Below are 24,514 nucleotides of genomic sequence, written 5' to 3'. Positions count from 1 at the left end.
ATACTATAAACCAGGTAGGTGTAAACACACCCCTGCGCCCCTCTCTTTGAAGAGGGCCCCTACCCCCAGAGGGGAATTCTAGCTCCCCCAGCCCTAGGGTCGTTTCATTCTATTTTTTTGCTGGCGCGGATCTGTGATCCGTGACTTTTTATACCGTTGGATTTGCAATCCAACTGGGCCGGAGGCCCAGCTATAGCAAGTCACGAGTCACAGATCCCGGACTTGATTCGGGACGAGGACGCTCGCGCCACTACCGTGTAATTTACTAGAATGAAATGGCCCTACCCATGAGGACAAGTGAAAACGTGAGTTTGAAACTTGCGACCATAGCTCATAGAGGGGTGTTTGCTTTTTACGAAAGGCCCTTCCAACTGGCTTTACACCCCTGCGGTCCCCTCAAGGGGACAATTATTCTTAGATTGAAACGGACTTGCTCCTCGGAGGGGTTAGGGGTGGGCTGATCGCAACTTTAGCCAACTCGTATCCTGAAAGACCTGCCACCGTACACTCAGAATTGATCCGATACATAAGCTAAAAAAGTATAAAATGGAGCAGCAGCAGTACTATTGGTGGCAGTCAGGTGTGGTTTACCAGATCTATCCGCGGTCTTTCCAGGACAGCAACAACGATGGTGTAGGTGATTTGAAAGGTATTATCAGCAGGTTGGATTACCTGAAATGGCTGGGCGTAACAGCCGTATGGGTGTCGCCGATATACCCCTCTCCCATGGCCGACTTTGGCTACGACATCTCCGATTACTGCGGCATCCATCCGCTGTTTGGTACCATGGACGACTTTGACCAACTGCTGCAGGAGGTACACAAGCGTGACATGAAACTTATACTTGACCTGGTGCCTAACCATACTTCCAACGAGCACCCCTGGTTCCTTGAGTCCCGCTCTTCAAAAGATAACCCGAAACGAGACTGGTACATCTGGCACGACGCCAAAGAAGACGGTAGTGAGCCTAATAACTGGCTGGCTGTGTTTGGGGGCAGCGGTTGGGAATGGGACGAGAATACGCAACAATACTACTACCACGCTTTTCTGAAAGAGCAGCCCGACCTGAACTGGCGCAATCCCGAGGTGCAGCAGGCCATGTTCGACGTCATGCGCTTTTGGCTGGACAAGGGTGTGGATGGCTTCCGGGTGGATGTGATGTGGCACATGATAAAAGACGAAAGGCTGCGCGACAACCCGCCTAACCCTGACTATGAGCAAAGCCAGTCTACGTACCAGCAGGTAGTACCCGCTTTCTCCACAGACCAACCCGAAGTACACGACATTGTGGCCATGATGCGCGATGTGATGGATGAGTATGAGGACCGTGTGATGATCGGGGAAATATACTTGCCTATACACAGGTTGGTTACCTACTACGGCGCTGATAACGAGGGCACGCACCTCCCCTTTAACTTTATGCTGATTACCCTGGAATGGGATGCCACTATACTTAAATCACACATAGATGAGTATGAAGGCGCTCTGCCTGAGGGTGGCTGGCCAAACTGGGTGATCGGCAACCACGACAAGCCGCGCATCACCAGCCGTGTGGGGGCATCTCAGGCAAAGGTGGCCGGCATGCTGCTGCTGACCCTGCGCGGTACACCAACCATGTATTACGGCGATGAGATCGGTATGCGCGACGTGCCAATCCCGCCGGACAAGATACAGGACCCGCAAGGACTGAACATGCCCGACAAAGACCTGAGCCGCGACCCAGCCCGAACACCGATGCAATGGGACAACAGTAAGAACGCAGGATTTACGGAAGGGGAACCATGGCTGCCGTTACCAGAAAATTTCAAGCGCATCAACGTAGAGGTACAACGCGATGACCCTTATTCCATGCTGACGTTTTACCGGCGCCTGCTGGAGTTAAGGCAACAGGAACCTGCCTTGAACGTGGGAGATTATGAGCCCGTGATGGCCAAAGCTCCGTTGCTTGCCTACATCCGGAAACATGGAAAACAGCGGTATTTAACTGTGCTAAACCTCAGCCATAAGCCATGTGTTTTCAGGCCGGAACACGCAGGCTACACAGGTAAAATTGTGCTGGCCACCGACCCGGAGCGCGAAGGGCAAAGTATAAATGGCAACATCAGCCTGGCAGGCGATGAGGGTATACTTATACTTTTAGAGTAGTAGTAGCTTATACTTACGCTTCGGGAAACTATGGCCGGGTTATACTTCTTCCAGCTTGTTTAACCTGAACCACCTGTAGCCATAGGCGTTAAGGTTTAAAAAAGAAGTATCTTCTTTGGTTGGCGCATAATCATCATCCTGGAATATGGTAATGAACTGGCGTGGGTGTATCTTACGGGATGATATGTTGAATGAGCACGGCTTACCCGAAAGGTTATGGACAAAAACCAATGTGCTGCCTTTCCATTCCATGGCATGTGCCAGTATCTGAGGTTGGTTTGTAGTCAGTACCTTCGCTTTGCCCCAGCCTATTTCACGGCAGTGCTTCCGTACCCGTATAAGTCTCTTCATCCACTCCAGCAAAGAGTGCTGCTGTTGGTGCTGGCTTTGCACATTTACCTTTTTGTAACCGAAAGGCCCTTTCTCCAGCGGTGTCCAGACAACTTTCTCCCGGGCCACATCAGAGAATCCGCCATTCTTTTTATCGCTCCATTGCATGGGCAACCGCACGCTGCCCCTGCCCTTCTGCGACAGGTCCTCGCCCATGCCTAGCTCATCGCCATACACCAGCATGGGTGAGCCCGGCATCGAGAAAAGCAGGCTATAAACCATCTCCAGGTGGGCCCGGTTGCCCTCCAGCATAGGGGCCAGCCTGCGGCGGATGCCACGGTTAAAAATGCGCATCTCCTCTTTGGGGGCAAACCGCTTGAATACCTCCTCCCGCTCCTGTTCTGTAAGCCGTTCCAGGTCCAGTTCGTCGAGGTTGCGAAGAAAGTTTGCCCACTGGCAATTTTTGGGTGGTAGCGGGTTTTGCAGCCAGTCTGCAATGGGTTTGGCCTGCTCGCGGGCAAGCGCCAGGAAAATATAGTTGTCAAGTATAAAATTGAAGAGCATGTTCAGCCGCTCGCCTTTGCCAAAGTATAACCCGATCTTATCAGGCTCCACGTCGGCCTCTGCCAGAAGTATGGTTTCCTCGCTCTTCTCCATTACTTTCTTGCGCAGGTCTTTCAGGTACTGCACCGGCTTTCTTATCCGGGAGCCCTCCACCCCTTTGCTCTCCAGGATATGGGTAGCCGCATCCACCCGAAAACCATCAACCCCAAACGAAAGCCAGAACTCAATAATGGATTTTATTTCCCCTTGCACCTGCTTGTTAGCTATGTTAAGGTCAGGCTGAAAACTGTAGAACATGTGGTGGTAGTAGGCCCCGGCACTTTTGTTATACGTCCAGACACTGTCTTCCTGACCAGGGAAGATGTTTTCCTTGGTCTCTTTCTCCGGCTTATCTGCGCGCCAAACATAATACTCGAAAAACTTTGAGCCAGGGTCGGCTGTGGCTGCCTGAAACCAGGGGTGCTCGTCGGAAGTATGGTGTACGATCAGGTCAACGAGTATCCGGATGTTGTGCTCTTTGGCTACTTTAACAAATTCCGTAAAGTCGCTTAAGCGGCCCAGGCGGCTGTCGATGGAGTAATAGTCCTTTACATCGTAGCCATTGTCGCGGTTGGGGGTGGCGTAAAATGGCAGTAACCAGAGGCAGTCCACGCCCAGGTCTTTGAGGTAATCCATGCGCTTGATCAGCCCCTGAAAATCACCGATACCATCGTTGTCGGAGTCCTGGAAGCTTTCTACATCAATGGCGTAAAAGATTGCGTCCTTGTACCAGAGCTTGTCTTCTTTTTGTACCGTATCGCTGTGCATCCTGCTCAAGTATAAAAATATACATTATGCTATTAGCTTGACAACGAAAACGAACACTTACAGGTTAGAAACACTAACAGAAGCAGTTTTAAAATCTTAGCTTATACATAACTGATACATGCTTAAGAGCCGGTTACTTTATTTTGCGTTTACAGGTCTTACCCTTTTATGCAGTAACAAAAGTCTTGCGCAAAAAGAAGTTGTGGAAGAGCATGCTGCCTGGGGAGCCTTTTTCGGTTCGGTACGCATTTCAAAGTATAGCTCGGTTTACACAGACCTCCATCACATAAAAGGCACATTTACAGTGGCGCGCCTGGGCCTTACCCGGCACCTGCCGCATAATATAAACTTTACGGCGGGCCACTCCTATGCCTGGCTACCTATACTAGGCTCGGGTTCTGATGCCCTTAAACGCCACGAGCACCGCCCCTGGCTGCAGGTAACAATACCGCACAGCACAGGCCAGCGGCTTAGGTTTGCCACCCGGTTCCGGTACGACATGCGATTCAGGGAACGGGTAGAACAGGCGCAACTGATACCGGGGTACGTTTTCAGTCACCGGCTTAGGCTCCAGGAAACACTTCGCCTTGACCTGCCCTCTCTTCGGCATGGTGGCACGCTTCCCTTTCTTGTTCTGATGGATGAAGTACTGCTTAACTTTGGTAAAAACATAACGCATAACACCTTCGACCAAAACCGCCTTGGAATAATGGCCGGCATTGAGCGGGAACAGCTTCGCTTACAGGCCGGGTATTTTAACTGGTTTGTGCAGTCGGGCACAGTGCCAAACCGCTATACTATAAAGCACAACTATACAGTATGGCTGTTCTATACTTTGGATCTGAGAAAGCCACAGCAGGAATAACACACAATGGTTTTTTTCGTTGATGGTTGTTAGTTATTCGTTATTGGGTGATTATCCATAGTCCCTGTTGAGAGGCGGGGCCGTTTCAATTAATCTCTTTTCTACCGCAAGTTTTCAACTTGTGGTTTGAAATGATGTTGAGTTTTCAACTCAACTGGGCCAGCCTGTCCCGGGCGCAGTCACGGGGAGGCCCAGCTATAGCCAATCACGAGTCACAGATCCCGGACTTGATTCGGGACGAGGACGCTCGCGCTATATTCTTGTAATTTGCTAGAATTCAGTGGCCCCACCCTAAAGGGCTAGTGTTAGGAGACAAATCTGTATGCACTATTTTTCCTGCCGCGAGTTTTCAACTCGTGGCTTATTATGTGGCAAGCTTTCAGCTTGCGTACATATGTAAAAGTATAAAAAGCGACTCACGCAAGCTGAAAGCTTGCCTTCATGTACAACCACGAGTTGAAAACTCGCGGTAGGTGGGATATTTTATACTTTTGCTTTACTACCTACTCAGCCAGCTTCGTTTCCAGGTCTTCGATCTCCAGCATCAGCTCTTCCCATTTTTTCTGGGCCTTATCCAGCTCGGCTTTTACTTTCTCAAACTTGGCGGTTACCTCTTGCAACAGTGCCACGTCGCCGTATACTTTTGGGTCGGCGAGTTCGGTTTCGTGTGTGGCAAGCTTTGACTCCAGTTGCTGTACCTGGTTCTCTACCTCGCTTAGCTGTTTGTTTACCTGCTTTAGCTGGTTGTTTAGCTGGGTATACTCGCTTTTTTCGCGGGGTTGTTTGGTTTGGTTTTGCTTTGCCTGGGTAGTAGTAACAGCCTGCTGCTTCGCCTCTTTCTCCCTTTTCTCCATGAAAGTTTCGTACTCATGGTAGGTGCCCGGGTACTCCTTAAGCTGATAGTCTTCGATATACCAGATCTTGGTAGCCACATTCTCCACAAAGTAACGGTCGTGGGAGATGATGATGAACGTGCCCTCGTACTGCTCCAGCGCCTGTATAAGGATGTTGACCGACTGCATGTCCAGGTGGTTGGTGGGCTCGTCTAGCATCAGGAAATTGGCCTCGGAAATTAGCGTTTTAGCCAAAGCCACTCTAGATTTCTCGCCACCCGAAAGCACTTTTATCTTCTTGAATACATCGTCGCCGGTGAACAGGAAGGAGCCCAGCAGGGTGCGTAGCTCTACCTCTGTTTTATTGGCACCGGACTGCTGTAGTTCCTGCAGTATTTCGTTATCTACATTCAGCGATTCCAGTTGGTGCTGCGCATAGAACGACATGATCACGTTGTGACCCAGTTCGCGGTTACCTTTAATGGGTTCGGTACCGGCTATAATGCGCAGCAGCGTGGATTTACCCTTACCGTTTGCACCGATCAACGCAATTTTATCACCACGCTCCACGTGCACGTTCGTGTCTTTAAAGATCACTTTCTCGCCATAGGCCTTGCTCATCTGCTCCAGGCGCAGGATATGGCGGCCTGGCTGCACGTTAAATTTAAAGCTGAAATTAACCTTGGCAGCCTCTGGAGCCACATCTTCGATGCGCTCCATGCGCTCCAGCTGCTTCATGCGGCTTTGCGCCTGCTTGGCTTTGGTTGCCTTTGCTTTAAAGCGCTCAATAAACCGCTCTGTCTGGCGGATCTGGGCCTGCTGGTTTTCGTAAGCACCTTTTTGTATCTCGTTGCGCAGAGCCTTCTCTTCTACATAAAAGCTGTAGTTGCCGGCATACACATTCAGCTTGGCCCCTGATACCTCCACTGTCATGTTGGTGGTCTTATCCAGGAACTCACGGTCATGCGATACGATCACCACGGCCCCCTCAAAACGCTCCAGGTAAGTCTCCAGCCATTTAATGGATGGTAAGTCGAGGTGGTTGGTAGGTTCGTCGAGCAGCAACAGCGAGGGTTTTTGCAACAGGATCTTGGCAAGCATTACGCGCATGCGCCAGCCACCGGAAAAAGAAGCCAGTGGTTGCTGCAATTCTTCTGTGGTAAAGCCCAGGCCTTCCAGTATCGCCTCAGCCTCGGCCTGCATCGTGTAGCCGCCTAAGGCCTCGAATCGCTCCTGCAGCTGCGCCAGCTTCTCCACCAGGTTATCATGAAAGTTGTTTTCAAACTCCACCAGCACCTTATCGATCTCACCTTGCAGGCTCAGCGCCTCCTCAAAAGCCTGCATTGCCACCGAAAGTATACTTTCATGGGTTTCGTAGCTCAGAAGGTCTTGGTTCAGGAAGCCGATGGTGGTTTCCTTGCTCATCTGCACACTACCGTTATCTGGCTTGTACTCGCCAACTATAATGCGCAGCAAAGTGGATTTACCAGTTCCGTTCAGGCCGATAAGCCCTATTTTATCTTTTGGTTTAATATGCAGGTTGGCATCCTCGTACATGGGGCGGCTGCCAAAATGGAAATTCAGGTTATTGATAGAAATCATGTGCCGGCGTAATCATTTAGATGCAAAGTTACTTAAATTTGCCTGTCTGACGAAAACAGGATTCCAGGAGAAAAAATGCGGGTCTGAAAATGCTACTTGTTCGCGTAAAAATATAACTTTATACTTGTGGTAAAGTATACGTTTGTTTAACCGAACCATACTTAAACCCAAGCCGGCGGAAGAAAAACATTTAGAGCATATTAACGTTTTAAATCTGTTTGGCCCTTGCACTAAAAGCCATACCCTATGATCGCAATTGCTTCGCTTTTAGACCAAAGAAACTCTGACCGGGTAAATGAACTCACAGAGTACCTCGAAAAGAAATTCGGGTTGACAGGCGTTAAACTAACCCCCTACCCGCATCTTACGCTGCTTACCGCTGAGGTAGTGGACATGGATGAGTTGAAGCAGTTTCTGGAAAGTACAAGCCTGGAGACAGAGAAATTCAGTGTAAGGACAACCGGCCTCGGCATTTTTCCGGGTGAGAAACCTGTGGTGTACATTCCGGTGCTGCGAACCCCGCCCCTGAACCGCCTGCACGAACGCCTGCACACTGCAGTTTCGGAGATGAGCTCAGAGATGGGACTTTACTATAACACCAACATGTGGCTGCCGCACATTACCCTTGCCCTCGGCGACACGACCCCGGAGGTGCTCGGTCCGCTGCTCTCATACTTGTGCCAGTATAATTTTGACTGGGAGATAACCGTGGATAACCTGATCATACTGCAGAAGTGCGGCGACTACTACCTGAAAGAGGACGAGTTCAGGTTTGGGCGCGGGGAGCTGATCAGCTAAAATATCCCGGCTTAAAGTATGGCTTTACGGAGCCTCCTTGCCACTTCTGGTCTGTTTTGCTTATCTTTACTAAAGCACTAGGCCAACTGTATGATACAATTTACCAGCAATATCCTTAAAACCTGCGTCCTATCAGTGGCGCTTATTTCTACTGTCTCCTGCAGCCATACGGCCACGCAGTCAAGTGCGCTACCCTTAGAAACCGGTGTGTCGGAGCAGCTTGCCAGTTACCGGAAACAGGTACTGCGCAACATAAACTATGCCCTGCACCTCAGTATACCCTCCCAGAAAGATGCCCCCATCGCAGCCACCGAAACCGTAACGTTTGACCTGCTGCGGAATGAGCAAACCCTTCAACTTGATTTTAAAGAGCAGGCATCGCACCTGAAAAGTATAAAGGTAAATGGCAGGACCATCCCTGTACACTTCGAAAATGAGCACATCCTCATCGGGAAAAGATATCTGAAAGCCGGAAGAAACCAGGTAGAGCTGGAATTTATTGCCGGCAACCTCTCCCTGAACCGCAACGAGGATTACCTGTATACTTTGCTGGTACCCGACAGGGCCCGCACCGTCTTCCCGGTATTTGACCAACCCGATCTAAAAGCCACCTTTAACCTGACCCTAACTATACCACAGAACTGGAAAGCCGTTGCCAATGCGCCGCTGCAGGATATCGTGGCACGGGAGACAGAGAAAACTTACCGCTTTCAGCAGTCCGATACCATCAGCACTTACCTCTTCTCGTTTGTAGCCGGCGATTTTGACCTGGTAACCCGAAAAGAAAATGGCCGCGCCATGAACTTTTACCACCGCGAAACGGATAGCAGCAAACTGAAGCTCAGCCTGGACCCGATATTTAAGATACATGCCGATGCGCTGCGCTTTATGGAGGAGTACACCCAGATCCCCTACCCTTTCAAGAAGTTCGACTTTGTGGCCATACCTGATTTCCAGTACGGGGGTATGGAGCATGTGGGTGTGATCGACTATAAGTCCTCAACGCTGTTTCTGGATGAAGGCGCTACCAAAGACCAACGTGTATCGAGGGCGAACCTGATTGCACATGAAACGGCCCACATGTGGTTCGGCGACCTGGTTACGATGCAGTGGTTTAACGATGTATGGATGAAGGAGGTATTTGCCAACTTTATGGCTGATAAGATTTCTCAGGTAACGATGTCGGATGGGAATTACGAGTTGAAGTTCTTGCTGGACCATTTTCCGGCAGCATATAGTATAGACAGAGCCACCGGAGCGAATCCCATTCGCCAGCGCCTCGATAACCTGCAGGATGCCGGCACACTGTACGGGCACATCATCTACCACAAGGCCCCGATCATGATGCGACAACTGGAACGGCTGATGGGTGAAGCGGCTTTTAAAGAAGGCATACGCGAGTACCTGAAAAAGTATGCCAACGGCAACGCCACCTGGCCCGACCTGATCGAGATACTGGATGCCCGCACCCCAGCCGATCTGCAAGCCTGGAACCAGGTATGGGTTAACGAGCCCGGCAGGCCCAAATTCGACTATACCCTGAACACGGCTGACCGCAAAATAACCGGCTTTACCATAGCACAGCAGGGCGAAGACGGCTCTGACAGAGTATGGCCGCAGTTTTTTGAAGTTGCCCTAGTTTACAATGACCGGGTAGAGGAACTTACTGTGAACATGAATGCAAAAGAAGTTGCGGTGAGGGAGGCAATCGGCAAAGAGCAGCCGCTTTTCGTGCTGTTCAATTCATCGGGGCAGGGTTATGGTATATTCCCCATAGAGCAAAAGTATGGCGAGTTTGCCGGCGACATCAGGAACCTGACACAGGTTACCAACCTGAATGACCCGGTGATGCGTGCCGCTGCTTACATTAACCTGTATGAAAACCTGCTAAGTGGCCGTGTAAACCCTGACCTGCTCCTGCATTTTGCAGCAACGCAGGTCACCAAAGAAACTGAGGAATTAAACGTTAAGCTCCTCACTAGTTACTTCAGTGATGTGTACTGGAAATTTATACTTCCTGAAAGGCGAAAAGAGATCGCACCTGCCTATGAGAAAATGTTTTGGGAAGGAATGCAGCAGCAGGAGCAGCCCAACGCCAAAAAGCTTTTATTTAAGGCCTACCAGGATATTGCCCTGACACCAGAGGCTGTTAAACGACTTTACCAGGTTTGGAAAACGCAGCAGGCACCGGAAGGTGTTAAATTAACCGAGGATGATTATACTTCGCTGGCACTTGCACTTGCCTTGAGAGAATACCCGGAAGGAAACACGGTATTGGCAGCTCAGCTTAAACGTATCAAGAACCCGGACCGCCGCAAACGCCTCGAATTTATGTTGCCGGCCTTATCGGCAAGTGAGCAGGAGCGTGATGCGTTTTTTGAGGCCCTTAAAAATGAGCCAAACCGCGAGAAAGAAGCCTGGGTAGCCTATGCACTGGGCTTTCTGCACCACCCGCTGCGCAGCCATACTTCCGAAAAATACCTGAAGCAAAGCCTTGACCTGCTGGAGGAAATACAACTTACCGGCGACATCTTTTTCCCGACAAACTGGTTGAACGCCACATTTGGCTCGTACCAAACACCTTCTGCCGCCAAAGTGGTAAGAGAATTTTTACAACAACACCCCAACTACAACCCAAAGCTAAAAGCCAAGATCCTGCAAGCCTCGGATAACCTGTTCCGGGCCGAGAAACTGCTGCAACAACAGCAGTAAAAGTATAAACAGAAAGAGGGCTGCCAGGATAAATGGCAGCCCTCTTTGTTTATACTTTGCATTACAGCAGATATGCTAATCTAAATGATAATGAACTTGTATGATTCACGAGCCCCCCTTCTTCTGAAATACCCCTTCCAGCTTCATACCTTAATTCGGTTAATATTTTTTTAGCTTCTGCTCCAAATCCAACTATTAAAGATTCTTCAAATTTGCGCTTATTTTTAAGGTCATTTTCATAAACACTTTCAATAGAAAAGATTGTTACAACCCTATTTTGCTGAGATCTATTAGATAGTACAAAGTTGTTTCCCAAACCAAAGTTCAGGTAAGGTCTTATACTTGATGAACCGAACCTATACTTTGCTAACAAATTTAAACTTGCAAATTTAACATCATACGTTGTGGAAGTGATTGTATAAACCTCGCTTGAGCTTTTATGTACCTCTTTATGTGTAAAGCTTGCATGAATTGGTTTATACATAGCTTCTGCAAGTAAAGAGTATCTCCCATGATTACGGGGAAATGTAATTTGATAAGCAGCACCCAGCGTATATCCGACACTAGTTTCATCCATGCTATTTTTAGAATTCCAAGGGTCTCTTACAAAAATAAAATAATTAGTTAGCCCTCCAATAATAGAAAAATTCCCTTTTGCTTTTTCTTCGGTTGCATAATATTCGCCCTTTACACCAGAGGTACAAAGGTTATATTCCTCTACAATCTTTCTCAATTCACTCTGCTTGAAACCTACGCCATTTATTTTTTTTGATACTTCCTGGCAATCGGAAAGCTTAACGGTAAGCATGCCTTTGTAAACAGGCACATTGGTAACTCCAGTACTAGTACCATTTTCCACCCTGGCTATCCTGTATACTAATTGTACAGGAATTTCATTTCCTTTTTGAATAAAATAGTGCTCTTCACCTTTACTGTACTGTAAATGGTATAAGCTCACACTGCCCTTCACTAAAGCACGTAAAAAGACGGTATCTTTTACAATTTCAGCAGGTCGTGCAAATAGCATTACTTCAGCTAAATCTTTGGTAGACCGCTCGACTTCTACGATATGAGATTCATATAAATCTCCCGTTGAGAGTTTAAATCCTTTTATATCACTCACATTTAAAGTAGTGGTTTCATTACTATTAAGGTCACGTTTGACTTTTATACTTTTAGGGTTTTTCTCCCAGTTTTTATCGTTCATGTAAACCTCTACTTCTTCACCATTTAAAGTAGTGTAGCGGCCAGTAACATAATCACTTTGAGCATAAACAGAGGTTAGCAAAAGGGAGAAAAGAAATGTAAGTGTTGATCTCATAGATAAAGTTTAAATTCAAACTTCTAAATATACTGTAAAATCAATACAATACTGCCGCCTATAAATATTTAATTTTCAATATATAATAACAGTTTAAACTTTGATAGCCAGGCATTAACCAGCTAAAAAACAGAAAGGGCTGCCATTTATCCTGGCAGCCCTCTTTGTCTCAATGCAAATTAGATTTATTTGAAGTTATAGCTCAGCATAAACGAAAAAGTATTACGGCTGCTTTTCAGGCCTGAGTAAGGCGAAAACCCGTTTCCGTTTTCCAGTTTTAGTTCAGCGGCTAGTTTCTTCATCTCCACGCCAAGGCCAAATAGCAAAGCCTGCTCATGCTTTCGGGTTTCTTCCAGGGGTTTACGCTCTCGGGTGCTTTCAGAAGTATAAAACTTCGTAAATACTGTCTGCGTGCTGTTGTCGGAAACTAGCAGGTTGTTACTTAATCCAGCGCTCAAGAAAGGCCTTAGCTTACCATCTAAAAGTCTGTAACGGACCATTGCATTCACATCCAGGTAGGCCATATCGAAACTGGTAGTGGTGCGGGTATAGTTTTCGTTGGATGTAATGCTTCTTTCTATACTTTCCGACTCCGCTTTTAAAGGTCTGTAAAACAGGTTTCCCTGTATTGCCCATTTGCCTCTGCCTCTCGGCAAAGTGGCCAGCGCCGACACACCAGCCAGATAGTGAGTACTGTTGAAATCAGCATTGGTCAGGCTTTTGTGCTCGGCGCTGCTAAAGCTAAGCGAAGTATTGCCCATGCCGGCCGCTACAGAAAAATTCCAGATAGTACCTAGCTGCACTGCCTGGTATGTGCCCGTGATGCCACTTACGCACAGGTTATACTTCTCCAAGAGTTCTTTCAGGGCCTTCTGGGTAAATGGCAGTTTCGCAACATTTTCGGTTACTTTTGGGCACTCGGTTAGCTTGGCAGACAGCATGCCTCTGTAAATGGGAAGCTTGGTGTAACCAGACTTGCCTTCACTTTCATACTTGGTTGTTCTGTAAATAAGCTCCGCTGGCTCCTCGTTACCGTTCTGCACATAAAAATGCTCTTTTGCATTGGTGTCTTTCAGGTAATACAGGCTGGCGGCACCCTTCACAATAGCTTTCAGGAACACCGTTTCACGCTCAATTATAGGCTGACTGTTGGGCTCAATCGCATTTAGTTTGGTTGGAGATTTATCCACTTCCACTGAGTAGGCATAGTAGGCGTCGCCGGTAGACAAGCCAAAGCTGGTAAGCTCTGCCACTCCTAAACGCACCACTTCAGAGCCTTTTGTGATTTCGATAAAAGTAGGGTTACGGTCCCAGTTTTGGTCGTTTATCTGCGCCTCTACTCTTTCACCTTGCTTGGTGATGTAATAGCCTGACACAAATTTACGCTGCGCAAAGGATGCAACCGTGAGAAAGGAAAGAAGAAGGGTAAAGATTGTTTTCATAGAAATGAATTAAAGTTTAAACTCAAAAATATAAAAAATCATATATAAAAAAAAGCCCTGATAACATAAGCTATCAGGGCTTCAAAGTATAAGCTTATACTTGATTACATATCCAGTACCAAAGCAAAAATAAGTGGCGCTACAATGGTAGCATCCGATTCGATCATATACTTAGGTGTGTCTTTGCCCAGTTTACCCCAGGTGATCTTCTCGTTTGGCACCGCGCCAGAGTATGATCCGTAGCTGGTGGTAGAGTCAGAGATCTGTGCAAAGTAGCCCCACAACGGAACACCGTCGCGCTGAAGATCCTGGTGCAGCATCGGAACCACGCAGATCGGGAAGTCGCCGGCAATACCGCCGCCAATCTGGAAGAAACCAATCGTAGAATCATCCTTGGCTGTGTTTGTGTACCAGTCGGCAAGCTCGATCATGTACTGGATACCGGTTTTTACAGTATGCACATTTTTGATGTCGCCGCTGATCACGTGGCCTGCATAGATGTTACCCAGCGTAGAATCTTCCCAACCCGGGCAAATGATCGGCAGGTTCTTTTTAGCAGCCTCCAGCATCCAGCTGTTCTTCGGGTCAATCTGGTAATACTGCTCCAGGTCGCCGCTTAGCAGGATCTGGTAAAAGAACTCGTGCGGGAAGTAGGATTCGCCAGCTTTATCAGCTTTCTCCCAGTACTTAAGCACTGTATGCTCTAAACGGCGCATAGCCTCCTCTTCCGGAATACACGTATCTGTTACGCGGTTTAGGTGGCGGCTAAGCAGTTCCTCTTCATCAGCGGCAGATAGCTCACGGTAATGCGGTACGCGCTCATAAAAATCGTGGGCTACCAGGTTAAAGATGTCCTCTTCCAGATTGGCTCCTGTACACGAAATAGCGTGGATCTTGTCCTGACGGATCATCTCGGCAAGTATGATACCCATCTCTGCCGTAGACATGGCACCAGCCAGCGTTACCAGCATTTTGCCACCATTGTTCAGGTGGGTTTTGTATCCTTCGGCGGCATCAATCAGCGATGCGGCATTAAAGTGCTTGTAGTGTTTCTTTAAGAAATTTGATACTTCCATTCTAAAATTAGCTTAAGGCCAGTGCTGCCAAACGTAGCAGCAAGAAGCGGCAAAGGTAAGACTTATTTCGTTATTGGTTGTTGGTTATTCGTTGTTCGTATTTCCAGTTCTTACAATGATTTTCGTCAATCAATTATCGTTATTCGTGATTCACCTGAATAAGGTTAAAAATGGCTGATGAAAACACTCTTTGCTGCGCTAATAAGTAAGATCTCTCAGGTTGAGATTGACCCACCCCTAGCCTCGCCGAGGAGTGGAATTGGGAACGATTGTCATCCCCCTACCCCCTTCAAAGGGGGACTTTTCATTCTAGCAAATTACATGATCATGGCGCGAGCGTCCTCGCTCGTGTCGGGCTATGGCTGGGCCTTCCCGTGACTGCGCCCGGGACAGGCTGGCCCAGTTGGATTGCAAATCCAACGGTATAACAAGTCACGGATCACAGATCCGCGCCAGCAAAAATAGAATGACATACCCCTAACCCCTCTCAAGAGGGGATTCACACAAAAGTGTAAATAAATTCCCCTCCTTGTTCAAGCTACGCTTGGGACACAAGTATAAAATTCTCTATCTACCGCGAGTTGAAAATTCGCGGCAGGAATAACAGCGAATGTTAATTTGTATCCTGATAATAGCCTGTTTATAGGAAGGGCCGGGTGAGCCCCCCCGATTGCGATCAACCAACAACGAATAACCAACAACCAACTACTGCGCTGGTTTTTCGATGATCAGGTTGTGGTTTGTGTAGATACAGATATCAGCTGCTATGTTAAGCGCCTCGCGTACCATTTCTTCTGCTGATAGATGCGGGGCATGCTTTTTAAGAGCCAGGGCTGCTGCATGGGCATACATGCTGCCTGAGCCTATAGCTGCAATCTGGTTGTCAGGCTCCAGCACATCTCCCGTTCCTGAAATGATCAGCAGTTCCTCCTTGTTGGCTACCACCATCATGGCTTCCAGTTTGCGCAGGTACTGGTCTTTGCGCCAGTCTTTGGCAAGCTCAATGGCGGCGCGTTTCATGTTGTTTTGGTAAGCGCCCAGTTTTTCCTCGAAGCGTTCCAGCAAAGTAAAGGCATCGGCAGTGGAGCCGGCAAAACCAGTTACAATTTTTCCGTCCATCAGTTTGCGGATCTTCTTTACATTGCTTTTAGCAATGTGCTTGTCCATGGTGGCCTGTCCGTCGGCACCCAGCGCCACTTCGCCGTTATGGAAAATGCCGCACACAGTGGTAGATCTTATTTTAGTCATCTGTTTTATACTTAGTCAGGTTAAACATACGCAAAGGCCGCAGGTACACTGCCATTGCTGCTTGTAAAGCTAAGCACTCTTCAAACAAAAAGCCAAAGCCATACTTTACGTCAAATTGTCGTGGTAGTGCGAGGCTTACCAAGCTAAGTGCGGCAATTTTTTTGCGAGACCATACTATACTATAAAAAGCAAGCGACTAAACTTTAGCCCGCATGCAACCATTACGCCGTATATAGTATCTACACTATAAAATAAGCTACTATGAAGACAAAAGTTACTACTACCCTATCTATACTTCTACTACTGGTACTAGCATTTACCACATCCTGCCAAAAAGACCCGATTAAGGTGCCGCCACACACAGAGGCCTGGCTCCAGACAAAATCTGACACAAAACTCACTTTTACCAGCCACACCGGCGATAGCGAGGAAATACGGATAGCTGTAAAAAAAGACACCCATACCTACAGCACGGTAAATGGCGACAGAAAGATAGAATATTATTACCTGGATTATGCGGGTATGCAAAGCAACCTGGGGTTTGGCTTGTTAGCTGAGGAGAACACCATTATATTCAGAAACAGTGGCCAGGAAGACTTTTACCAGGACATCGCCATTCTGTTTACTGATTCAGACCAGGCCAAAGAATGGGTAAACCCTATCGGTGTAGAGGCCGAACTAATCAATAACTTGACTTTGGGCAGCACTACTTATAGCAGGCTGCTGCGCATTAAATTTAACCTGCCTACAAATCGTCCCGACAAGATAAAGGAAATCTATTATGCCAAAAACCATGGGTTGGTATACTTCCAGACCACTGACGGTAAATTCTGGACACTGAATTAAGTAACACGCAAAACCTCCCTTAACATTTTCTGAAATTTTTAAATACCACAGAGCAACCTTTTATCACGACAAAGTATCCTGTACAAAAGTCTATCTAAAAGTATGATACAAAAAATATCCTTTTTAATTGGAAGCATTGCCCTGGTATTAGCCCTGGTTTCTTGCGAGAAGGCTCCGCTAGGCCTTACCAAGTATACCGAAGCGTGGTTCAGTAATAGGTCGGAAGCAAAACTTACTTTTATAAGCAACACCGGCCAGCAGGAAGAACTAACTTTAGGAGTAGCCGAAAGCACCAGAACGAGTTCCGGCAAAAATATCCCTACTACCTATAAAGCTTATACTTTAACCTACACAGGAAAACAGGCTTACCTGGGCTTAGTGGTACAAGCCGCACATAATAGCGTCAAGGTCAGAAATATAAACCAACCTGGTTTCGATAATAACTATGCTTACCTGATAACCGGCAAGTACCCTGCAGATGAAGTGGACAGAGGCTATGATGTACAGACTGAGCTACTGAGTAATATTACCCTTAACAACGTTACCTACGAACGTGTACTGCACGTCAGGTTTTTCCTTCCTTCCAGCCGTCCCGACAAGATCAAAGAGCTTTATTATGCCAGGGATCGTGGTTTAGTATACTTCACAACCACTGACGGCCAAAAGTGGAGCCTAAAGTAATGCCTTCCTTCATAAATATTTTACCAAACAAAACCAATAATATCTGGTTTTATTCATAACACCTTATAACCCTAACTGCGTAAAATTGACTAACTGTGATGCATAAAAATGCATAACAGGGAATATTATGCCTAACAGTTAGCGTATTTAAAATACTGCAATACCTTAAGCAATACAATTTGTGCTTGTTAAGCCTGATTGATTTTGGAATGATGCTACTACGACCCTATAACTATGAAAAGACTGTTTTACCTTATATGCCTCGGGCTGCTGAGCCTGAGTGCCAGCTCCTGCGAAGAACTTTTTGAATACCATCCTAATCAGATCCGGCTGGAAGATCACGAGCGAAACCTGACCGCCAAAAACCTGGAACGCCTTAAGAAACAACAACCCGGCGACACCCTCCGCATACTGGTTATGGGTGATACGCAACGGTTTTACGATGAGGCCATGGACTTTGTGGAAAAGGCCAACACCTACCATAACATCGACTTTGTGATACACCAGGGCGATATCTCCGACTTTGGCATGACGCAGGAGCACAAATGGGTACACGACATCCTGAAAACCTTGAAATGGCCCTACCTGACTGTAGTAGGCAACCACGACCTGCTGGCAAACGGCAGCAAAGTATACCAGCAAATGTATGGCCCGCTTAATTATTCCTTTACCTATGGGCACACCAAGTTTGTTTTTGTAGATACCAACAGCCGAGAGTACGGTTTTAACGGCCAGGTGCCCGACATAGGATGGCTAAGCAAAGAGCTTTACCAGCGTGAAGATGAAGATTTTGCCCAGGCCATCGTCGTATCGCATGTGCCGCCACACGACGGTGATTTTGACCGCAATTTAGAAGAAACGTTTCATCGCACCCTCATGTCAAGTAAAAGGGTAAAACTTAGTTTGTATGGGCACATACACAACTGGCAAACCGACAAAGTTTACAATAATAGTATTACATACCACGGCACCACTACCGTAAAAAAGCGAGGCTTTACTTTCCTGAAAGTATGGGCTACAGGCTTCGATATAGAAAGGGTAAACTACTGATATGAAGCTGCTTTATACTTTTATACTTGGCCTGGCCACTAGCCTGCTTTTTACAATGCCCGCGTTTGCACAAGAGACACTCCCCGACTCTGCTGCATTAGACACGCCTGCATCTCCTCTTCATATAAAGGCGCAGTTTGCCGGCGGAATTGGCTTTATTTCAGCTGGTGTGGGACGCACTTTCCTTAAAGAAAAACTGGAAACTGACCTCTTCATGGGCTATCTACCAAAGAGCATTGGCGGCGACAGGATCGTAACATCAGCCGTTAAGGTAACCTACAGACCTATAAGACCTCTACAAATTAAAGCAGTGAACTGGCAGCCACTAAGGCTGGGCTTGCAGGTAAGTTATACTTTCGGAGACGACTACTTTGCAAAGGAACCCGGCGACAAATATCCACGACGCTACTACGGCTTTTCTACAGCGTTGCACGGCAGTTTACTATTAGGCGGACAGGTAGACCTGGCAAGGGTAAAGAAACTCGATAAATTCTCCGCCTACTACGAGTTTGGCTCCAGCATGGAGTATATCATCTCCTATATCCAAAACCCAAATTATCTGAGCCCCGGCAAAATCCTTAACCTGGCCTTGGGAGTTAGGATGAGGCTGTGATAGTTATAATTAGATTTTATATATTTAACATAAATCTATTCGGTTTAGCCGCTAGTTGGGCGCAAATGCAAAGTATAAAATGAAGCAAAGACTCTTTTATTTGATTATATTAGTTTTCCTTCTCACGACCTTAAAGGCGACAAGCGATACGAGAAAATAACGGCGCGCATATGCCTGACCCATACCACGGGCTTCCCGAACTGGCGCTTTTTAACCAGCAGCGGACTCGACCCGAAAGGTAAGCTATACTTTCAGTTTGACCCCGGAACCCGCTACAGTTACTCCGGCGAAGGACTAAGCCTGCTACAGTTTGTGCTGGAGCAACTAACCGGAAAAGGGCTTGAGGAGATGGCGCAGCAACGAATCTTTAAACCATTGGGCATGAGCAGGACTAGTTACATTTATGTGTGGCAGCCAGGGCAGGAAAAGCAATATGTTTATGGGCATGACAGCCAGGAAAACCCGCTCCCAAAAGACGAGGCAGATGATGCCGGGGCAGCTGGTAGTATGGGGACAACGCTGGCAGATTACACAAAATTTCTGGAAGCGGTACTGAGCCACCGACTGCTTCAGAAGGATACTTATACCGAAATGTTTAAGCAGCAGGTAGCCATCAGAAGCAAGCAGCAGTTCGGCCCTAATGCCCTGGTTGAAACGGACGAAAATGCAGACATAAACTTAGGATACGGACTGGGATGGGGCGTTTTAGACTCGCCTTATGGTAAGGGAGCTTTTAAAGAAGGGCATTCTGACGGCTACCAGCACTATTCTATCATTCTCCCGCAAACCGGTACAGGTGTGCTGATCATGACGAACAGCGATAACGGTGAGAGCATTTTAAAAGAGCTGCTCGAAACAACCATAGGCGACACCTACACTCCCTGGCAATGGGAAAACTATATCCCTTATGATCATGAGAATAAAACAATAGAGGATTAATCAGTCACGCCTGCACAAATGTAAAGCTACAACTTACTTGCTTTAATTACTACCCTTGGTCTCAAAGTATAAAAAGCTTCTCTGTTTTAGGAGAGCCTTTTTATACTTTATACTTTGCTGGCCCCTGCTGTGAATTTGGTAAAGCTGAGAGTATGGATTTACTGCCGGTTTGGCGAATCTTGATTTTAGTAGCGCAAAGTATAAGCGACAAGTATACTTTTGATTAGAAAACTGCTATATTTAACAATAAGTATTCAGCTTTTAAGCCAATTCACCCAAACAAGAACTTCCATTAGCTATAGGTTGTACAATATCCATGAAAATAACCAAGTACGATAAGATACCTCTTTTTTTAATAATAATTTTGCTTTTGGCAGTCGGATATCTAGGTATACTCTATTTCACAGGTTCTGCTGAAAGACTACGCCTCCCTGTTAACTCAGTAGACATAAATAAGCAAGGTATTATAGCAAATAGTAGTCATAAGGAAGTTTTTTTGTGGGATGATGATCGGGTAATTGGTAAGTTGAAAGGTCATGAATCAGATATTCAGTCTATATCATTTTCTAACAACAACAAATTAATCGCAAGTGGGGGACTCGACTTAACTGTAAAAGTATGGTCCTTAGAAAACAAACAGGAACTAGTAAGTTTAAAAGGTCATAGCAGTACCATTCAGACGGTTCAATTTGATAAATCTGATGATTATATTATTAGTGCGGGACTTGATCGTAAACTAATAATATGGAATTGGAAAAATGGAGATTATTTAAGTGTACTGAATATTAGGTACCCCTATTTTTCTCTAAGTAAGAATAATGAATTAGCTTATGTGGATAGCGATTCTACCCTCAGAATATATAATCTAAATACCCTAACGGAAGTAAAGAAATATGAGAGCACACAAGGTGTTCCTGTATTCTTTCCAAATGGCCAAGAAATTGCAATTGCAGATCTTGATGTTGCAGATCTTGATGGTACAATTAAGGTCATCAACATTGAGAGTGATACTTTGTTAGCAGAATTTAATGTTGGGGACTATATTAATTTTCCACCCCTTATTACACCCGACGGACATTTTGCTTTAATGAGTTCTACAGAAGGCCTTGTTGGACTGTGGGATTGGAGAGAAGCAAAATTGTCCAAAAACATTAATATGAATTTGGGAGAATCATATTATAATGAATCTGTTGGTTTCTCATCGAAAAGTAGATTGACATTTAAAAATGAAACTGAACTTTTAATTGCAGATGACAGATCCATTAAAACTTTAGACATTACGAATTCAAAAATAATAAACGAAATTGGAGGAGAAAATACCCGCTTTAGATTAGCAGTATTTATCTCTATTCTATATCTTATTGTACTACTCTCAGGTTACGCGGGTGTTTATTTAAGTACTAAAAATAAAGCATCTTCGATTATTGTAGCTATTTGCTTAGTGATTTGGCTAATAGGAATACTAGGGTTGATTTTGAAAAATAATGGTTCAGGTATATTGATAAGCTTAACCAATAATGTGTTTTATGTAATTGTTGCTTTTATACTTGTGAGGTTAATTTTATATGCTCCTATTAGTAATAAGCTCGAAAAAATTTCTACAGTTTTGGCGTGGACTTTTAGTATCATTTCTGTTCTAGCAGTTAATTCTTATTGGTTTGGATTTGTGATTTATACTATTCCTGTGGGCCTTACATTCGGCTATCTAAGTATAAGAGCAACAAGAATAAAAAAATCTGTCATATTTACAGTTATACTAAATATAATACTTTGTGTATATATCCTATTTAAAATTATAGCGGATTTAGGTTGGTAAGTGCTTCGAAATAGCAATTGTTAACATCATCACCAACAAACTAAACACCTTCGGCTTATACTTACTGTTGAAAACACACAGCAAGGGCGTGTAGCGGAAAGTATAGACAGCTTCTAAACTGCTGCGGCTTACCAGAGGAGCAAAGAATTAATACAGCGCCACCCTAACCAAAGCCCCGGCAACAGGAAAAGGCACTGCAGGCGGCTGGCTTTGCACAGCAACCCGGCTGCGTTACAGCCCTATGCTCCCGCCCCTGCCAGCTTTGCAGCCTGTTGGCAAGTATAAAGCAGTAGTAGCTGCCTGTTAAACTTTAAACGCTCCGAGGCTGGCAACACACAGGCTTTTGCTTATCTTGTACTATAAACGCTGCCGTAGCGGTAGGCAAACTGCGGGGAAGTATACTTTTAATTATAAAACCGCTATATTCAATATAACAAAACATCCATTTAGCCGCCGGAATTTGGAGGTAAAAGCGTAGGTTAATATGTTAAGCCGCTAGTTGGGCGGCTTAATTGAAGTCATGAAAAATTAATTAATGAAGCGAAACCTATTTATTTCAGTTGTTAGTCTAATGTTACTCCCGAACTTTGCTTTTGGGGCTAACTCTGTAGAGATAGTTATAACTTTCATTCTACTGCTTGCTGTTATAATTCCATATTATATAGTTGCAATAGTCCTTTATTACAACTTCAAAAAGTATAATTATAATACTTTTCTTACTTTTCTTATCTATGTTACAAGTATAGCGGGGATTATACTTGCATACTATGAGGAATTTAGATTTTATGTGCCAAGATATTTAGATGAAAGTGCCCTTTTCTTTTCTCTAAAGGTATTGCCATTAATTATTCTTCTACTAATAGCGATTACTAAGCATTACAGAAAAAGGAGTGTAGCAAAAGGAAAGTTCTAAATAGCAAGTATTACATCGCCCAAATAGGCACAGGCTATATACTCGGCTATGCCTCGTTCACAGCCTGTCCAAGTCCGTTACCCCAAAACCAAAAACGCCTCTCCGTTCCCGAAGAGGCGTTTTCATGTTAGTTCTATACTTACAAAAGTCTTTTGTCCTTTGTCAAATAATCTTTTGTCCAGACCTTACACCAGTATTCTCACCGGGTTCTCCAGCAGGTTCTTAAACGTTTGCAGGAAGGCAGAACCAACGGCTCCGTCTACCACACGGTGATCGCAGCTAAGCGTTACCTTCATCACGTTGCCGATCTGGATGTTGCCGTTCTTCACCACAGGTATCTGCTTAATGCCGCCTACTGCCATGATGCAGGCATCTGGCGGGTTGATGATGGCTGTAAACTCCTCGATGCCAAACATGCCCAGGTTAGAGATGGTAAACGTGTTGCCTTCCCAGTCTGATGGCTGCAGTTTCTTGCTCTTGGCTTTGCCACCCAGGTCTTTCACCTCGGCTGCAATAGCAGAAAGCGACTTGTAGTCGGCGTTGCGTACAACCGGTACCAGCAGGCCTTCTTCTACCGCCACAGCCACACCAATGTTAATGTGCTTGTTGTAACGGATCTTATCACCCAGCCACGACGAGTTAACTGCAGGATGCTGGCGCAATGCAGCAGCAGCAGCCTTAATTACCAGGTCGTTGAACGATACTTTAACTGGAGATACTTCATTTATACTTGCACGCGCCTCAATCGCCTTGTCCATGTCAATTTCCATGGTCAGGTAGAAGTGCGGCGCAGAAAACTTACTTTCGGCCAGACGGCGGGCAATTACTTTACGCATCTGCGATACAGCTACCTCTTCGTAAGCCTCGCCAGGAGCGCCCGGTATGGCAGCCGGAGCAGCAGTTGGTGCAGCCTGAGGGGCAGCAGCTGGCTGTGGAGCGGCAGATGGTTTAAAGTTCTCGATGTCACGCTGCACAATGCGGCCACCCTCGCCAGAGCCTTTTACCTGGCTCAGGTTAATGCCTTTCTCCTGTGCCATTTTCTTGGCAAGCGGAGAAGCCTTGATACGGCCATTTTCACCTGCAGCAGCTTGTTCAGCGCCTTCGGCAGGTACTTTCTCACTTTCTACTTTGTCGGCAGTAACTTCATCAACACCAGCCTCAACAGCTTCTTCTGTTTCAGTGGCAGTTGGCTTAGCAGCAGATGAGCCTTCCAGAAGGGCTTTGTAGTCAGCGCCTTCCTCACCGATAACGGCAATCACAGCGTCAACAGCAACAGACTCACCTTCTTTCACGCCAGTGTAAAGCAGCGTGCCGTCTTCATACGACTCCAGTTCCATGGTTGCCTTGTCTGTCTCCACTTCTGCCAGCACATCACCGGATTTTACTTTGTCGCCTTCTTTCTTAATCCAGCTCACAAGCACACCCTCTGTCATGGTGTCGCTCATTTTTGGCATCCGGATAACCGTAGCCTTGATATTGCTGGTATCTACAGTAGTCTTAGCTGGAGCCTCCTCTTTAGCGGCGGCAGGCTTCGCTTCTTCTTTCTTTTCTTCTTTAGCGGCTGGTTTCTCCTCTGTTTTTTCTTTCGCAGCAGGGGCACCTCCACCTTTTACCTCGTTCAGCAGGTCAGAGATATCCTCACCCTCTTTACCGATAATAGCGATCACAGCGTCAACAGGCACAGCATCACCTTTTTTCGGACCGATGTAAAGAAGCGTGCCATCTTCGTATGATTCCAGTTCCATGGTAGCCTTGTCAGTCTCAACTTCGGCCAAAATATCGCCGGAACTTACTTTATCACCTTCTTTTTTCAGCCAAGATGCAATCACCCCCTCTGTCATCGTGTCGCTCATCTTAGGCATCTTAATTACTTCAGCCATATTATCGTGTTGTTTAGTCGCCTAATTAGGTAT

General features: G+C 46.2%; 17 protein-coding genes. 10 read left to right on the top strand and 7 right to left on the bottom strand.

What is annotated here, in order from left to right; all coding sequences use genetic code 11:
• Nucleotides 1-546 precede the first annotated feature (546 nt).
• Nucleotides 547-2,145, top strand: a complete 1,599-nt coding sequence (locus AC4BAP_RS07645) for an alpha-amylase family glycosyl hydrolase (RefSeq protein ID WP_490582034.1) — start codon at nucleotides 547-549, stop codon at nucleotides 2,143-2,145.
• 39 nt (nucleotides 2,146-2,184) lie between these two features.
• Here the strand turns inward: AC4BAP_RS07645 and AC4BAP_RS07640 are convergent, their stop codons facing one another.
• Nucleotides 2,185-3,846 carry an alpha-amylase family protein gene (locus AC4BAP_RS07640; RefSeq protein ID WP_490582033.1) on the bottom strand — a complete coding sequence of 554 codons (1,662 nt, stop codon included), beginning with the start codon at nucleotides 3,844-3,846 and terminating at the stop codon, nucleotides 2,185-2,187.
• Between the two features lie 202 nt (nucleotides 3,847-4,048).
• Between AC4BAP_RS07640 and AC4BAP_RS07635 the strand changes: the two genes are divergently transcribed.
• Nucleotides 4,049-4,711 carry a DUF2490 domain-containing protein gene (locus AC4BAP_RS07635; protein WP_490582032.1) on the top strand — a complete coding sequence of 221 codons (663 nt, stop codon included), beginning with the start codon at nucleotides 4,049-4,051 and terminating at the stop codon, nucleotides 4,709-4,711.
• 503 nt (nucleotides 4,712-5,214) lie between these two features.
• Here AC4BAP_RS07635 and AC4BAP_RS07630 read toward each other — a convergent pair.
• Nucleotides 5,215-7,146, bottom strand: a complete 1,932-nt coding sequence (locus AC4BAP_RS07630; RefSeq protein ID WP_490582031.1) for an ABC-F family ATP-binding cassette domain-containing protein — start codon at nucleotides 7,144-7,146, stop codon at nucleotides 5,215-5,217.
• A 246-nt stretch (nucleotides 7,147-7,392) separates the two neighbouring features.
• Between AC4BAP_RS07630 and AC4BAP_RS07625 the strand changes: the two genes are divergently transcribed.
• Nucleotides 7,393-7,944, top strand: a complete 552-nt coding sequence (locus tag AC4BAP_RS07625; RefSeq protein ID WP_490582030.1) for a 2'-5' RNA ligase family protein — start codon at nucleotides 7,393-7,395, stop codon at nucleotides 7,942-7,944.
• 90 nt (nucleotides 7,945-8,034) lie between these two features.
• Nucleotides 8,035-10,656, top strand: coding sequence for a M1 family metallopeptidase (locus AC4BAP_RS07620; protein WP_490582029.1), 2,622 nt, complete (start codon nucleotides 8,035-8,037; stop codon nucleotides 10,654-10,656).
• Between the two features lie 61 nt (nucleotides 10,657-10,717).
• Here AC4BAP_RS07620 and AC4BAP_RS07615 read toward each other — a convergent pair whose 3' ends face one another.
• The 4 genes from AC4BAP_RS07615 to hslV all read right to left on the bottom strand — a co-directional run bounded on the left by AC4BAP_RS07615 (nucleotide 10,718) and on the right by hslV (nucleotide 15,743).
• Complete coding sequence (locus tag AC4BAP_RS07615; RefSeq protein WP_490582028.1) at nucleotides 10,718-11,977, bottom strand: porin family protein; 1,260 nt, start codon at nucleotides 11,975-11,977, stop codon at nucleotides 10,718-10,720.
• Nucleotides 11,978-12,162: 185 nt separating this feature from the next.
• Nucleotides 12,163-13,419 carry a porin family protein gene (locus AC4BAP_RS07610; RefSeq protein WP_490582027.1) on the bottom strand — a complete coding sequence of 419 codons (1,257 nt, stop codon included), beginning with the start codon at nucleotides 13,417-13,419 and terminating at the stop codon, nucleotides 12,163-12,165.
• 104 nt (nucleotides 13,420-13,523) lie between these two features.
• Nucleotides 13,524-14,495 (bottom strand): deoxyhypusine synthase family protein, encoded by a 972-nt coding sequence (locus tag AC4BAP_RS07605; RefSeq protein WP_490582026.1) that lies wholly within the window; start codon nucleotides 14,493-14,495, stop codon nucleotides 13,524-13,526.
• 705 nt (nucleotides 14,496-15,200) lie between these two features.
• On the bottom strand, nucleotides 15,201-15,743 hold the full coding sequence (gene hslV / locus AC4BAP_RS07600; RefSeq protein ID WP_490582025.1) for an ATP-dependent protease subunit HslV: 543 nt from the start codon (nucleotides 15,741-15,743) through the stop codon (nucleotides 15,201-15,203).
• Nucleotides 15,744-16,004: 261 nt separating this feature from the next.
• On the opposite strand from hslV, the gene AC4BAP_RS07595 reads away from it, so the two are divergent.
• The 6 genes from AC4BAP_RS07595 to AC4BAP_RS07570 all read left to right on the top strand — a co-directional run bounded on the left by AC4BAP_RS07595 (nucleotide 16,005) and on the right by AC4BAP_RS07570 (nucleotide 21,688).
• Nucleotides 16,005-16,589: a hypothetical protein gene (locus tag AC4BAP_RS07595; protein WP_490582024.1), complete on the top strand. Its 585-nt coding sequence runs from the start codon at nucleotides 16,005-16,007 to the stop codon at nucleotides 16,587-16,589.
• Nucleotides 16,590-16,691: 102 nt separating this feature from the next.
• The gene (locus AC4BAP_RS07590) at nucleotides 16,692-17,270 is read left to right on the top strand and encodes a hypothetical protein (RefSeq protein ID WP_490582023.1); all 579 of its coding nucleotides are present in this window, start codon (nucleotides 16,692-16,694) and stop codon (nucleotides 17,268-17,270) included.
• A 234-nt stretch (nucleotides 17,271-17,504) separates the two neighbouring features.
• Nucleotides 17,505-18,320: a metallophosphoesterase family protein gene (locus AC4BAP_RS07585; RefSeq protein ID WP_490582022.1), complete on the top strand. Its 816-nt coding sequence runs from the start codon at nucleotides 17,505-17,507 to the stop codon at nucleotides 18,318-18,320.
• A gap of 1 nt (nucleotide 18,321) precedes the next feature.
• The gene (locus AC4BAP_RS07580; RefSeq protein WP_490582021.1) at nucleotides 18,322-18,933 is read left to right on the top strand and encodes a hypothetical protein; all 612 of its coding nucleotides are present in this window, start codon (nucleotides 18,322-18,324) and stop codon (nucleotides 18,931-18,933) included.
• 108 nt (nucleotides 18,934-19,041) lie between these two features.
• Complete coding sequence (locus AC4BAP_RS07575) at nucleotides 19,042-19,872, top strand: serine hydrolase domain-containing protein (RefSeq protein ID WP_490582324.1); 831 nt, start codon at nucleotides 19,042-19,044, stop codon at nucleotides 19,870-19,872.
• Nucleotides 19,873-20,188: 316 nt separating this feature from the next.
• Nucleotides 20,189-21,688: a WD40 repeat domain-containing protein gene (locus tag AC4BAP_RS07570; RefSeq protein ID WP_490582020.1), complete on the top strand. Its 1,500-nt coding sequence runs from the start codon at nucleotides 20,189-20,191 to the stop codon at nucleotides 21,686-21,688.
• Nucleotides 21,689-22,786: 1,098 nt separating this feature from the next.
• Here the strand turns inward: AC4BAP_RS07570 and AC4BAP_RS07565 are convergent.
• Nucleotides 22,787-24,481 (bottom strand): pyruvate dehydrogenase complex dihydrolipoamide acetyltransferase, encoded by a 1,695-nt coding sequence (locus AC4BAP_RS07565; RefSeq protein WP_490582019.1) that lies wholly within the window; start codon nucleotides 24,479-24,481, stop codon nucleotides 22,787-22,789.
• Nucleotides 24,482-24,514: the final 33 nt, after the last annotated feature.

The organism is Pontibacter sp. GD7 (assembly GCF_058216375.1).
Note: the sequence above shows the minus strand (reverse complement) of the source record. Positions and strands in the feature narration are given on the sequence as shown.

Coding starts and splice junctions, on each gene's coding strand:
- AC4BAP_RS07645 (WP_490582034.1), top strand. CDS start 547: ATGGAGCAGCAGCAGTACTATTGGTGGCAGTCAGGTGTGGTTTACCAG.
- AC4BAP_RS07640 (WP_490582033.1), bottom strand. CDS start 3,846: ATGCACAGCGATACGGTACAAAAAGAAGACAAGCTCTGGTACAAGGAC.
- AC4BAP_RS07630 (WP_490582031.1), bottom strand. CDS start 7,146: ATGATTTCTATCAATAACCTGAATTTCCATTTTGGCAGCCGCCCCATG.
- AC4BAP_RS07625 (WP_490582030.1), top strand. CDS start 7,393: ATGATCGCAATTGCTTCGCTTTTAGACCAAAGAAACTCTGACCGGGTA.
- AC4BAP_RS07620 (WP_490582029.1), top strand. CDS start 8,035: ATGATACAATTTACCAGCAATATCCTTAAAACCTGCGTCCTATCAGTG.
- AC4BAP_RS07615 (WP_490582028.1), bottom strand. CDS start 11,977: ATGAGATCAACACTTACATTTCTTTTCTCCCTTTTGCTAACCTCTGTT.
- AC4BAP_RS07610 (WP_490582027.1), bottom strand. CDS start 13,419: ATGAAAACAATCTTTACCCTTCTTCTTTCCTTTCTCACGGTTGCATCC.
- AC4BAP_RS07605 (WP_490582026.1), bottom strand. CDS start 14,495: ATGGAAGTATCAAATTTCTTAAAGAAACACTACAAGCACTTTAATGCC.
- hslV (WP_490582025.1), bottom strand. CDS start 15,743: ATGACTAAAATAAGATCTACCACTGTGTGCGGCATTTTCCATAACGGC.
- AC4BAP_RS07595 (WP_490582024.1), top strand. CDS start 16,005: ATGAAGACAAAAGTTACTACTACCCTATCTATACTTCTACTACTGGTA.
- AC4BAP_RS07590 (WP_490582023.1), top strand. CDS start 16,692: ATGATACAAAAAATATCCTTTTTAATTGGAAGCATTGCCCTGGTATTA.
- AC4BAP_RS07585 (WP_490582022.1), top strand. CDS start 17,505: ATGAAAAGACTGTTTTACCTTATATGCCTCGGGCTGCTGAGCCTGAGT.
- AC4BAP_RS07580 (WP_490582021.1), top strand. CDS start 18,322: ATGAAGCTGCTTTATACTTTTATACTTGGCCTGGCCACTAGCCTGCTT.
- AC4BAP_RS07570 (WP_490582020.1), top strand. CDS start 20,189: ATGAAAATAACCAAGTACGATAAGATACCTCTTTTTTTAATAATAATT.
- AC4BAP_RS07565 (WP_490582019.1), bottom strand. CDS start 24,481: ATGGCTGAAGTAATTAAGATGCCTAAGATGAGCGACACGATGACAGAG.